We start from the raw sequence: 11,666 nt of genomic DNA on the forward strand, positions 1-11,666 counted from the left end.
GCGACCCTTGCATCAGCAAGCCAGCCTCACGACTCTAAACACTAAACCCGCTGTTGCACTTCATCCTTGAAACCGCCGACGTTATGCACGCAAATGATGCATGCGGCGGTTGGGTTATCTGCGCCATGGAGCGGCGCGGTTGTCTGATAACCTTGAGCCCTCCAGGTTCAGCTATCGCAAACACATGACCGACCCAGCAGCAAGCATCGACACGACGCGTTTCATCGAATTGAACGGCGGCGCTCATCCGGTGCGCATCGAATATCAGTGGTTGAACCCAGAACGCGCGGATACGCCCATCGCGTTGTTCCTGCACGAAGGCCTGGGCTCCGTCTCGTTATGGAAGGGCTGGCCGCAGATGCTTTGCGATCGTCTGAATTGCCGGGGCCTCGTTTATTCGAGGCCAGGTTATGGGCGCTCGACGCCACGCCAGCCCGGCGAGCGATGGCCGGTCGAGTTTCTTCATCTGCAGGCGCACGAGGTACTGCCTGCATTGCTCGATGCACTCGGCATTGGCGCTGAAGAACGCTCGCGCATGTGGCTGATCGGGCATAGCGACGGCGCCACGATCGCCCTGCTTTATGCGGGCGCGTTTCCCGAAGCCCTTGCCGGCCTTGCCGTCATGGCGCCGCATGTGTTCGTGGAACCAATGACGGCTGATGGCATCGAAAAGGCGCGCATAACCTATGAAACGACGTCGTTCAGAGACAAGCTGCAGGCTTATCACGAAGATGTGGATTCAGCCTTTTACGGCTGGAACGATGCGTGGCTGAATCCGGCGTTTCTGCATTGGGACATCACTGAAGAGATATCGTCGATCAGGCGGCCCTTGCTCGCCATTCAAGGCTATGACGACGAATATGCATCGATGCTGCAGCTCGACAAGATCAAGGCGGCTGTCGATCACGCGCAACTCGTCAAGCTGACGCAATGCCGGCATTCGCCACATCGCGATGCGACCGATGAAGTGAACGATGCGATCGCCGCTTTCGTGCGCGCGCACCGAACTTGAATCAGCGCTTGATCTTCAGATAGGCGCGGCTGATCGCGGGCCGCGTATGCACCCACAAGCGCGACGCGAGCCACGAGGCGGGACGGTCGCGCACTTCCAGCCGTTTGATCGTACGTTCCGCATCGCTGAATGCGTTGCGATCCAGCGGGTTTGCTCCGACATTCGTTCCGGTGTGGCACGTATAGAAGTGCCTGAAGCCCGCGCTCAGCGCCACTTCGCGGTAGTCGTCATCGTAATAGCCCTGCGGCCAGCAGAGATGATCCGACACTTCGCCGAGACGCGCGCGCAACGCGGCACGTGCAGCGCTCAGATCGTTTTGAAGGCGCTCGCGTTTCTCGTCGGGCGATGTCGTAACCCGATCCCAGCGCACATGCGTATGCGTGTGGCTATGAAACTCGAACGTGCCCGCTCCTAGCATCGCTTCGATTTCGGACCAGCGCAAAATCACATCGTCGATGTTTCCGCTCTCGATTGCGCGTTCACCTGCGTGATGATCGAGCAAGCGCGGCAAGGCCGCGGCAGCATTCGATGCATTCGGACGCACGCCGCCTTCGCCGGGCCAACTGCTCACGAGAAAGCATAGTGCTGTGAAGCCGTGGCGTTTCAATACCGGATGCGCATGCACCCAGTTGTCGAGATAGCCATCGTCGAAGGTGATGACAATGGATTTCGCAGGCACGTCGTCGCCATTCAGGAAAGCGGCGAGTTGCGCCGAGCCGATTGTGCGATAACCCGCGCTCGCAAGGTAGTCCATTTGCGCGGCGAAGTTTTCGGGCGCCACGGTGATCATGCCGGGCGACGTGCTGACGTGGTGGTACATCAGCACGGGAACCGCCCGTGCCTGCTTTGCGCTCATCTGCGATGGCCTCGCTCGTGCAATGCGCGTCGATAGAAGTGCGCTGTTTCGTCCGCCATGTGGCCCACCGTGAAGCCGTGTTCGGTGATGCGCGCACCCTCGTCCCTGAGGCGCTGGCGTAAGGCGGGATCGTCGATCATGCGTGCGATCGCACCGCGCAATGCAACCGGATCATGCGGCGGCACCAGCAGTCCATTCACGTTGTCTTCGATGAGTTCGGGCACGCCGTCTACATGTGTGCCGATGACGGGCAAGCCCGCCGCCATCGCCTCGATGAAAGCCTGGCCGAGCGCTTCCTGATGCGTGGGCAGCACGAAGAGATCGGAACCGCGAAAGATGTTCGGTATGTCCGTGCGAAAGCCCAGCAGGTGAATACGATTTGCGAGACCGAGGCTATCGACGATGCTCTTGATGCTGTCGAAGAGTGGACCATCGCCCGCCATTACGACATGCAGGTTCGGACGCGTGTCGATCAGCGGGCGTACCGCGGCGATCAGGTCTTCATGTCCTTTCTTGTCGCGCATGATCGCCACCATGCATGCGACAAACGCGTCCGGTGCGAGACCGAGCTCCTCACGCAAGGTCGAATGTGCGACGGCCTGCGGCTTCACGATGCCGTCGTAGATCGTCTGGACGCGCTTCTCCGCCACACCCGCTGAAATCAGATAGCGGCGCACGTAATGGCTCACCGCGATGACACGATGCGGGATCCAGTTATAAGTCGCGAGCGAGGATATGGGCAGTGCGAGATGCCGCGTGCGCACGATGAGCGGCGTGCCTGCCAGCCTCCCGGCCGTGCCGGCGACGAGACTGTCGTGACCGCTATGCGTGTTGAGCACGTCGAATGCACGGCGGCGCAAGAGCGCCTTGATACGCAGCATCGATTGCATGTCGCCGCCGCTGCGCATGCGTGCGTGATGAACCGCGAACCCGAGTTCAGCGCAGTGCTGCCCGAGACGCGCATCGCCCGGGCAAATCAGTTCGACGGTATGACCGCTTTCCCGTAACGCGACCATTTCCTTCAAAGTGCGAATCTCCTGACCGCCCCATCCCTTTGAGGACTCGCTATGTAAGATCTTCAAATGCTGGTCTCCACAACCCTCGGCTGCCAAGCCGGAATATTTGGTAATAATTGGAATAGCTTTCTGCTTTCGGTAATTCGTAAAGAAAAAGCAAGGGAATTTAAACAAGCCTCGAACGAGGCTTGTCGTAAAGAGATGCATGGCTTGCAAGCCAGATGTAAGCGCGGCGCTGACAGCGCTCTACATGACCAATCGATGCCCCGCCTCAAGGTCGATTGGCATGGCTCGACATGGCGACCTGATGACCTGATGAGCTAACGGATGAGGCAGGCACCTGGTTGACGCGTACCTGGCAGTTCTGTCAGCTTGGGATCCCTGATCTTAGCGTGACTTTGCGGGAAATGACACTTATCCGTTTGCGCTTCGGGCACTTAAGGAAGCCATAAGAAATGCGTTGCGAGGCGCAAACGTTTGTCGGTCTTTCGGGGGAGGATGTTGCTATGGACAGCCTTTCGACAGAGGCAAATTCGGGTACGCGCCATCACCTGTTTGGTCAACGACCGCGTACTGCGGTCGCTGCCTCATGCGCTGAATCTGTTCGTCAGTTGCTTTGAGCGGAGCACGCAACTTATACCGATTGATGACGTTGGCGGATGGGATTTTGCAAGTGAAGTCCCCGCCTGAGAACCAACGACCGCAATCAAGCCCCGTCCTGCGCCTTAGACGACGCTTCCTGCGCCCGCCGCAGCCTTTCGCGGCTGTTCGAAAGATGCATGCGCATGGCCGCGCGCGCTGCCTCGGGATCGCGTCGCTCGATCGCATCGTAGATATCTTCGTGCTCGCGATTCACGCGATCCAGATAGCCGGCGGGATCGTTGTGTGCGAGCGCGGCTGAATTGACACGCGTGCGCGGGATGATGGTGTTGCCGAGCTGGCTCAGGATGCTGTGAAAGTAGCGGTTACCCGTAGCTTTCGCGAGTTCGAGATGAAATGCGACGTCGGCGGCGACCGCGTTGCCCTCGCCGGCTTCGATGAGCCGTTCGAATTCGTCGAGCGCGCGACGCATATGCGCGAGGTTTTCATCGGTGCGGCGCACGGCGGCGAGACCGGCCGCCTCCGCTTCGAGACTGATGCGGAGCTCGAGAATCGCCATCACGTCGCGCACCGTGAGGTCGCCCGCGGCCTCGATCTGAAAACGGTCCTGATCGCCCGCTTCGAGTACGAATGTGCCGATGCCATGCCGCGTCTGCACGAGGCGCGCCGCCTGCAGCCGCGAGATGGACTCGCGAACCACCGTGCGGCTCACGCCGAGCTGCGCCATGATCTCCGATTCCGTCGGCAGTTTGTCGCCAGGTCGGAGCGCGCCGCTGCGAATCCGCTCTGACAACTCGGCGACGACTTCCTCGGTGAGATTGCGGGAGCGGCGAAGCGCGCCGGACGCGAGGGCTTGGGACATTGAAAGACCGATCTTTGTATGCTCGATTGGCCATTATAGGGCGCACCATAGCTTGTACGATGACTATTGACTGCAGTCGGTACTGTCCGCCTTCGCCTCGTGCACATTTAGACGCAATACTCGCTTTAATAGCGCCCAGTGCCATGTCGAACGGCGCGTGCCGGCAGCCGCTAATCGCCATGATGGAAAACCCCATCAAAATCATGCGATTAGGGACAAAACAAAGCGTTGATAAACCGATTGTTGCGGCGTAAAGTTCAAGTACCGCATGAAGTGCAATCGTGCCAGCCCGGTGGCAGCAAACGCACGCCGGGCGGCGTCGTTCATAAAAGAAGGCTCGCGAATCGATTGCCGCATCCGTTGGATTCGCCATCATCTTGCGCAGTCGCGAGCCCGATCACAGCGGTTCACCGGCTCGTCGCCGCGCGTGTCTATGCGATACGCCACGCGCTTTGCGCCTCTCGCGCGTCTCGCTCATCGATCAGGCGAAAAGCCGGTGCCCGCCCTTATTCACATCCGCGAATTTCGCAGCGATACTGAGGCGCGGCATCGAGTTTGGCAGGCAAGGAGACGAGCAAATGATGCGTGAAGTAATCGGAGCGTTCCATGGCTCCCGTAAGCTGGATGAAGCGCTTGAAGATTTGCGCGCGGAGGGCATCGCGGCCGATCGCGTCCGCGTGGCGAGCATGAGCGGCTTCGCCGATTTCCACACATCGCAGATACAGAGCAACAACGCGCAGACGCAATGGATCGCGGCCGAATACGCGGGCCACGGCGAACATCTGGGTGTGGTCGATACGCACGACTACCCGTACGGGCTGGACGCTTCGAACGACGACATCCTCCCTTCGTTCGGCGCTGACGGCGGCGATGCGGACCTGGCGTGCGGCGTCACGCGCGTAATCGTGAGCATTCGCGACGAAGCGGAGATGCGCGCGGTGTGCGACATCTTCTCTCGCCTCGGCACCGACGACATCGACGTGGAAGGCGCCGCGGCCTGACCCGCACCGTCCGCGGCTCACATCGTCGCATTACTGCGTCGTCGTCGCGGGCTTCGCCTTCTTCTTGTGCTTGAAGTGAGAGCCGCCCTGGTGCGCGCTGCCGGGTGTGGACGTGTTGTCACCGCCGACGGTCGGCCCGGCCGTTGCCGCGCCATGTGCGTTGCCGCCGCCCGAGCCGCCATTGCCGTTACCACCGCCGGACTGCGCCATTGCGGCGCCCGTCACGCCCATCGTCGCGCCCGCCAGCAGCGCGACCAGAAACCTCAATCCAGCTTTTCTCATTTCTTCCTCTTCGATCAGGTTGTTTGCCGGTCGGCGTGCACTTCGCATGCAAGATGCGTTACGCAAAATGCCGTTTGGTATCTGGCATGCTGCGTGCTCGCTCTATTAATTCCGTCGTCGCGTTCAGCAGGAAACCGTACCTATTCATGGATGTCCGCAAATCCACCCGCAAGTCGGCCGATCGCGACGATGCCGCGACTGCATCGAGAGCAGGTTTCGTGCGCGTTCGTGGCGCACGCGAGCACAACCTGAAAAACGTCGATGTGGACGTGCCGCGCGATGCGCTCGTCGTCTTCACCGGCGTGTCCGGTTCCGGCAAATCGTCCCTGGCTTTCGGCACGCTTTACGCCGAGGCGCAGCGGCGCTATTTCGAATCGGTGGCGCCGTATGCGCGGCGGCTCATCGAACAGGTTGGCGTGCCGCAGGTGGACTCGATCGAAGGCTTGCCGCCCGCGGTCGCGCTGCAGCAGCAGCGCGGGGCACCGAACGCCCGATCATCGGTGGGAAGTGTGACGACGCTGTCGAGCCTCGTGCGAATGCTGTATTCGCGCACCGGCAGCTATCCGCCCAAACAGCCGATGCTCTACGCGGAAGACTTCTCGCCGAACACGGTCCAGGGCGCGTGCCCCGTTTGTCACGGCCTTGGGCGCGTCTACGAAGTCACGGAAAAGTCGATGGTGCCCGACGACTCGCTCACGATCCGCGAGCGCGCCGTCGCAGCCTGGCCGCCCGCGTGGCACGGCCAGAATCTGCGGGACATTCTCGTCACGCTCGGCTACGACGTCGATACACCGTGGCGCGACTTGCCGAAGAGCGACCGCGACTGGATTCTCTTCACAGAAGAGCAGCCGACCGTCCCGGTGTATGCCGGCCTCACGCCGAAAGAAACGCAAGCCGCATTGAAGCGCGGCGCCGAGCCGAGCTATCAGGGCACCTTCACCGGCGCGCGCCGCTACGTGCTGCATACCTTCGCGCATACGCAAAGCGCGCTCATGAAAAAGCGCGTGTCGCGCTTCATGATCGGCAGCGATTGCCACGCATGCCACGGGAAGCGGCTCAAGAAGGAAGCGCTGTCCGTGACGTTCGCGGGGCTCGACATCGCCGAGTTCGCGCGTCTTCCAATGAGCCGTCTCGCCGATCTGCTTGCGCCCATCGCACGCGGAGAGTGGCCTTCTCACGACGAAGCGCCGGGTCTCGCGCTCGCAAAAAAAGACCGCATCGCGGCAACGGCCAAGCGCGTGGCCGCCGGCGGGTCGGCACACAAGGCCGCGACCGACGTGCGCCGCACGGCCAATCTCTCCGACGAGAAGCGCGCCGCCGCCGAACGCATCGCGGCCGACTTGCTGGAGCGGCTCGCCACGCTGATCGATCTCGGGCTGGGCTACCTGTCGCTCGATCGCGCGACGCCGACGCTTTCCTCCGGCGAGCTGCAACGCCTGCGGCTCGCGACACAACTCGCATCGCAACTCTTCGGCGTCGTGTACGTGCTCGACGAGCCGTCCGCGGGCCTGCATCCCGCCGACAACGAAGCGCTCTTCGCCGCGTTGCAGCGTCTCAAGGCCGCGGGCAATTCGCTCTTCGTCATCGAGCACGATCTGAATACGATGCGGCGCGCGGACTGGCTCGTCGATGTCGGTCCGGCTGCGGGCGAACAAGGCGGACATGTGCTCTATAGCGGACCGCCGGAAGGCCTTGCATCGATCGAGGCATCGCAGACGCGCAAGCATCTCTTCGCGCCGGAACAGACCATCGAACGCATTGCGCGCGAGCCGCGCGGATGGCTGCGGCTCGAGGGCGTCACGCGCAATAACCTGCATGGCATCGACGCCGCGTTCCCGCTCGGCGCCTTCACGACCGTCACCGGTATTTCAGGTTCCGGCAAGTCGAGCCTCGTGAGTCAGGCGCTGCCGGAGCTCATCGCTCAGCGGCTCGGACGCGCACTCGACGACGCGGACGAAGACGAACAGGATCCGCTCTTCGCGCCAGCAGACGCATCGGCTGGCGGACGCATCGCCGAAGGTATGGAGACGATCCGCCGCCTCGTGCGCGTCGATCAGAAACCGATCGGCCGCACGCCGCGCTCGAACCTCGCGACTTACACGGGCCTCTTCGACTACGTGCGCAAGCTGTTCGCGGATACGCCCGCCGCGCGCAAGCGCCGCTATGGCGCGGGGCGCTTCTCGTTCAACGTCGCGCAGGGACGCTGCCCGACATGCGAAGGCGAAGGCTTCGTCAGCGTCGAACTGCTATTTTTGCCGAGCGTCTACACCTCTTGCGCCACGTGCCACGGCTCGCGTTACAACCCGCAGACGCTGGAGATCACTTGGCGCGACAAGAACATCGCGGACGTGCTCGGCATGACTGTCGATACCGCATGCGAGTTCTTCGCCGATGAACCGAACGTAATGCGCGCACTCGCCGTGCTGCGCGACATCGGCCTCGGTTATCTGCGGCTCGGGCAACCCGCGACGGAGCTTTCGGGCGGCGAAGCGCAGCGCATCAAGCTCGCGACCGAATTGCAGCGCGCGCATCGCGGCGACACGCTCTATATCCTCGATGAACCGACGACAGGCCTGCACCCCACCGATGTCGACCGGCTGATGGCGCAACTGCAAGGACTCGTCGATGCGGGCAACACGGTCGTCGTCGTGGAGCACGACATGCGCGTTGCCGCGCTCTCCGACTGGGTCATCGATATCGGTCCCGGCGCAGGCGAAGATGGCGGCCGCGTCGTCGTGACAGGCACGCCGCAACGCATCGCGAAGCATGCCGCGAGCCGCACGGCGCCTTATCTGGCGGAGGCGCTGGGCTCAGGACAGCGCACGCCCTGAAGGCACGCCTTTGCGATACGCCTCGTCGAACGCGGCTTCGAGTCCGGCGTGCGCCCCGCGCAAACCATCGACGACGCGCCTTGCCCACTCGAAGTATTCCCGCTTTCTTTCCTCGCCCCAGTTCGACGGCGGCATGGCGATAATGTCGCGCAAATTGCAGATCTTGTCCGCGAGCTTCACGAGTTGCGCGCCATGACTGATATGCGCCGCGTGTTCGATCTGCAGGCGCTTTCTTTCGGCCTTCGGCAAGGACTTGTCGTCCGTCACTTCAGCGACGATGTCCGCGACTCCCGCGCCGAACCATCGCACGAGCTCGTCGTGCGACGTGGCCGTATCCTCGATCGTGTCGTGCAAAACGGCCGCAAGCAGCACGCGCTCGTCGTCTATGCCGCCTTCGTTGGCGAGCACGTTCGCAAGCGCGATCGGATGATTGATATACGGCGACGCCTCCGCGTCCTTGCGGCGCTGATTGCGATGTTTGTCCGCGGCGAACGCGATGGCCCGGATCAGTTGATTCACTGGATGGTCTCCCTGCGGCGAATAACGAAAGTATATTCGCCGCGCAAGCGCCGCCGGTCTCAATACAGGCCGAGCCATCGCCACACATAAAAACGTGCGATGCCGACCAGCTCATGCAATGCGCTGTTCGAATCGAACCATCCTCGGCGATGCGGCAGCCACCATGTCAACGAAGGACGGATGTAGGCAACCGCGGGCTGCGGATGCAGTTCGAACGCATCGAACGCGAGCATTGCACGACGCATATGCAGCGACGACGTGATCAGCACCGACGTGTCGTATTGCCGCGAACGCAATATTTTTTCGGTGTTGCGCGCGTTCTCGTATGTGTCGAGGCTCTCGTCTTCGAGGATCAGATCCTTGCGCGCTACGCCAGCGTCGAGAAGCAGGCTGCCGTACAACTGCGCTTCGCTTTGCTCGTGATGCTGCGGATTGCCTCCGCTCACGATCACGAAGCACGCCTTTTCCATCTCGATGCAGCGCTTGTAGAGCGAAGCCGCGAGATCGATGCGCGTCATCGCATCGCCCTTGGGCACCAGACGTCCATGGCGATCGTACGACGTCCCGCCACCGAGCACGACGATCGCCATGCGTGAGCCGAAGCTCGGGTCCTTCATCGAGGCATACGTGTCGTTCGCAAGACGCACGAGCGGCCCGGGCAGACAACTGCCGAGCAACCAGAAGGCCGCGCCCGCCGCGAGCAGGATCGTGCCGCGCCGTTTCTTCCAAACGACGAACAGCGCAATGAATATCAATAGCAAAGAGACCAGTATCAATTAGCTTACCCCGATGGTTGTTTTTCAAAAGCCTTTCGAGTGCGGATACTTTTTACAAGGACTTATGGAAACAGGTGCAGGAGTTACCTACCCCCTCGCAGCAATGGCGTCAGTTTGAATGATCGCAACGGATCGAGACATGCTCGATATCGCACATAACAACGATCTGTCATCGAGGCCGACCGTGCGGCATCGCACGGACGCACTGGCCCGCAAATTCGTTAAATACGATCAAACAAAATTCACAAGAAGACAGCGCGTGCGAGGACGCTCGTGGAATGGTCTTCACGAGACAACACAACACCGCTGCCGATTCGCCCCGGAGCTAGCGACACCCGATAACAACTCATCGTCGCGATCCGGTATTACTGCACCGCTGGCCGGGTACAAGGGAAAACACAGACAATGAAAACTGAATTGCGCCGCATCCTCGCCGAGTCCGCTCGTCTCGACGTGCCCATCGACACGCTTGCCGACGGCGACGATCTCTACGCCGCCGGTCTCTCCTCGCTCGCCACGGTTCACGTGATGCTTGCGATCGAAGACGAATTCGGCATCGAGATTCCCGATCACATGCTCACGCGCCGGCTCTTTTCGAGCGTCGATTCGCTCGCATCGGCCGTCAACGAACTGCGCCGTTCGCAGGCGGCAGCATGAACGCGCCCGCTCAAGAGCTTGAAATGGCCGAGCTCGCGCAGAGTGCGACAGCGCGCTGCGAAAGCGAGTTGATCGAGGCCGCGAAGCGGGTGGCCGCCGTCGCGGCAAAGCACGCCGATGCGGTCGATCGCGAAGCGCGCTTTCCCGCCGAAGCGGTCGCGGCGATGCGCGAGGAGCGCCTCTTCTCCGCGATGATCCCGACGATGCATGGCGGCGACGGCCTGTCGCTCACCGGCGTCGCGCGCTTGTGCGAGGCCCTGGCGCAAGGCTGCGCATCCTCCGCGATGATCTACGCGATGCATCAGAGTCAGGTCGTATGCATCGTCGATCATGGCGCAAACGTGCCCTGGCAGCGCGACTTCCTTGCGCGCATGGTCAACGAGCAGTTGCTGCTCGCATCGGCGACCTCGGAAGAGAACATCGGCGGCAACATGCGTACGAGCGCATGCGCGGTCGATCTCGTCGACAATGCGTTTCGCATCGAGAAGCTCGCACCGACGATCTCTTACGGCAAGTATGCCGATTGCATTCTGGTGACGGCCCGCCGCCATCCCGATGCGCCGCCCTCCGACCAGGTGCTGATCGTGGCGCCGCGCGATACGTTCACGCTCGAGCAGCGCGGCACGTGGGACACGCTCGGCATGCGCGGAACCTGCAGCGAAGGACATCGTCTCGTCGCGAGCGGCTTCGCGGAACAGATCCTGCCTGCGCCGTTCTCGCGAATCGCCGACGAAAGCATGCTGCCCGTATCGCACACCTTGTGGTCGTCGGTATGGTGCGGCATCGCAAGCGACGCGGCGAATCGCGCACATCAGTTCTTCCGCAATCAGGCTCGCGGCAAGCCCGCATTGCCGCCTTCGGCCGCGCGGCTTTCACAAGTGCTCACGCTCATCAAGATGATGCAGGCGCGTCTGCGCGAATCGCTCGCCAATGTCGAAGCGGCTCAGGCCGATCGCACCGCGCGCAAGGCGAGCCAGAGCAATGACGACGACGCGCCGCTCACGGCGTCGATCGGCATCAATGCGGACCTGAACATGCTCAAGCTGGCGATTTCGCAATCGGCTGTGCATGTCGTGCAGGAAACACTGATGATCTGCGGCATGGCGGGCTACAAGAACGACACGCCGTTCAGCGTGGGGCGCCATCTGCGCGATCTGCATTCGGCGCCGCTCATGATCAGCAACGATCGCATCGAATTGAACACGGCGAATCTGCTGCTTGCGCAGCGCGCCGCAACGGGGACCCTTTGACGAT

Annotated in this window: 12 protein-coding genes; 6 read left to right on the forward strand and 6 right to left on the reverse strand. The window is 61.9% G+C overall.

The window, feature by feature from the left end:
- Nucleotides 1-184: 184 nt before the first annotated feature.
- The gene (locus tag NCT32_RS22750; protein ID WP_061117157.1) at nt 185-1,012 is read left to right on the forward strand and encodes an alpha/beta fold hydrolase; all 828 of its coding nucleotides are present in this window, start codon (nt 185-187) and stop codon (nt 1,010-1,012) included.
- A gap of 1 nt (nt 1,013) precedes the next feature.
- Here NCT32_RS22750 and NCT32_RS22755 read toward each other — a convergent pair whose 3' ends face one another.
- Together NCT32_RS22755 and NCT32_RS22760 are read right to left on the reverse strand one after the other, a co-directional pair.
- A complete protein-coding gene (locus tag NCT32_RS22755) occupies nt 1,014-1,868 on the reverse strand; it encodes a polysaccharide deacetylase family protein (RefSeq protein WP_061117158.1) in 855 nt (284 codons plus the stop codon).
- A complete protein-coding gene (locus NCT32_RS22760; RefSeq protein ID WP_061117159.1) occupies nt 1,865-2,950 on the reverse strand; it encodes a glycosyltransferase in 1,086 nt (361 codons plus the stop codon). Before NCT32_RS22760 ends, NCT32_RS22755 begins: the two co-directional genes overlap by 4 nt.
- Here NCT32_RS22760 and NCT32_RS22765 point away from each other — a divergent pair, their 5' ends adjacent.
- Nucleotides 2,951-3,208, forward strand: coding sequence for a hypothetical protein (locus tag NCT32_RS22765; RefSeq protein WP_143756297.1), 258 nt, complete (start codon nt 2,951-2,953; stop codon nt 3,206-3,208).
- 382 nt (nt 3,209-3,590) lie between these two features.
- Here NCT32_RS22765 and NCT32_RS22770 read toward each other — a convergent pair whose 3' ends face one another.
- Nucleotides 3,591-4,346 (reverse strand): FadR/GntR family transcriptional regulator, encoded by a 756-nt coding sequence (locus NCT32_RS22770; RefSeq protein ID WP_061117160.1) that lies wholly within the window; start codon nt 4,344-4,346, stop codon nt 3,591-3,593.
- A gap of 578 nt (nt 4,347-4,924) precedes the next feature.
- Here NCT32_RS22770 and NCT32_RS22775 point away from each other — a divergent pair.
- Entirely contained in the window at nt 4,925-5,347 is a 423-nt protein-coding gene (locus tag NCT32_RS22775) for a hypothetical protein (RefSeq protein ID WP_061117278.1), read from the forward strand.
- Nucleotides 5,348-5,377: 30 nt separating this feature from the next.
- Here the strand turns inward: NCT32_RS22775 and NCT32_RS22780 are convergent, their stop codons facing one another.
- Nucleotides 5,378-5,629, reverse strand: a complete 252-nt coding sequence (locus NCT32_RS22780; protein WP_061117279.1) for a hypothetical protein — start codon at nt 5,627-5,629, stop codon at nt 5,378-5,380.
- 146 nt (nt 5,630-5,775) lie between these two features.
- Here NCT32_RS22780 and NCT32_RS22785 point away from each other — a divergent pair, with 146 nt between their 5' ends.
- Nucleotides 5,776-8,460 (forward strand): excinuclease ABC subunit UvrA, encoded by a 2,685-nt coding sequence (locus NCT32_RS22785; protein ID WP_061117161.1) that lies wholly within the window; start codon nt 5,776-5,778, stop codon nt 8,458-8,460.
- Here NCT32_RS22785 and NCT32_RS22790 read toward each other — a convergent pair.
- On the reverse strand, nt 8,440-8,979 hold the full coding sequence (locus NCT32_RS22790; RefSeq protein ID WP_061117162.1) for an HD domain-containing protein: 540 nt from the start codon (nt 8,977-8,979) through the stop codon (nt 8,440-8,442). The two genes, NCT32_RS22785 and NCT32_RS22790, sit on opposite strands and share 21 nt — an antisense overlap.
- 59 nt (nt 8,980-9,038) lie before the next feature.
- Nucleotides 9,039-9,740 carry a YdcF family protein gene (locus tag NCT32_RS22795; protein ID WP_250477692.1) on the reverse strand — a complete coding sequence of 234 codons (702 nt, stop codon included), beginning with the start codon at nt 9,738-9,740 and terminating at the stop codon, nt 9,039-9,041.
- A 420-nt stretch (nt 9,741-10,160) separates the two neighbouring features.
- Between NCT32_RS22795 and NCT32_RS22800 the strand changes: the two genes are divergently transcribed.
- Together NCT32_RS22800 and NCT32_RS22805 are read left to right on the forward strand one after the other, a co-directional pair.
- Complete coding sequence (locus NCT32_RS22800) at nt 10,161-10,412, forward strand: acyl carrier protein (protein ID WP_061117164.1); 252 nt, start codon at nt 10,161-10,163, stop codon at nt 10,410-10,412.
- Nucleotides 10,409-11,662, forward strand: coding sequence for an acyl-CoA dehydrogenase family protein (locus NCT32_RS22805; protein WP_061117165.1), 1,254 nt, complete (start codon nt 10,409-10,411; stop codon nt 11,660-11,662). Before NCT32_RS22800 ends, NCT32_RS22805 begins: the two co-directional genes overlap by 4 nt.
- Nucleotides 11,663-11,666: the final 4 nt, after the last annotated feature.

This window comes from Caballeronia sp. INML2 (genome assembly GCF_023631365.1).
Classification (GTDB): domain Bacteria; phylum Pseudomonadota; class Gammaproteobacteria; order Burkholderiales; family Burkholderiaceae; genus Caballeronia; species Caballeronia turbans.

Excerpts from the sequence above, each read along its gene's own strand:
- NCT32_RS22805 (WP_061117165.1), top strand. The coding sequence starts at position 10,409 with ATGAACGCGCCCGCTCAAGAGCTTGAAATGGCCGAGCTCGCGCAGAGT.
- NCT32_RS22750 (WP_061117157.1), top strand. The coding sequence starts at position 185 with ATGACCGACCCAGCAGCAAGCATCGACACGACGCGTTTCATCGAATTG.
- NCT32_RS22765 (WP_143756297.1), top strand. The coding sequence starts at position 2,951 with ATGCTGGTCTCCACAACCCTCGGCTGCCAAGCCGGAATATTTGGTAAT.
- NCT32_RS22785 (WP_061117161.1), top strand. The coding sequence starts at position 5,776 with ATGGATGTCCGCAAATCCACCCGCAAGTCGGCCGATCGCGACGATGCC.
- NCT32_RS22770 (WP_061117160.1), bottom strand. The coding sequence starts at position 4,346 with ATGTCCCAAGCCCTCGCGTCCGGCGCGCTTCGCCGCTCCCGCAATCTC.
- NCT32_RS22755 (WP_061117158.1), bottom strand. The coding sequence starts at position 1,868 with ATGAGCGCAAAGCAGGCACGGGCGGTTCCCGTGCTGATGTACCACCAC.
- NCT32_RS22800 (WP_061117164.1), top strand. The coding sequence starts at position 10,161 with ATGAAAACTGAATTGCGCCGCATCCTCGCCGAGTCCGCTCGTCTCGAC.
- NCT32_RS22780 (WP_061117279.1), bottom strand. The coding sequence starts at position 5,629 with ATGAGAAAAGCTGGATTGAGGTTTCTGGTCGCGCTGCTGGCGGGCGCG.
- NCT32_RS22775 (WP_061117278.1), top strand. The coding sequence starts at position 4,925 with ATGATGCGTGAAGTAATCGGAGCGTTCCATGGCTCCCGTAAGCTGGAT.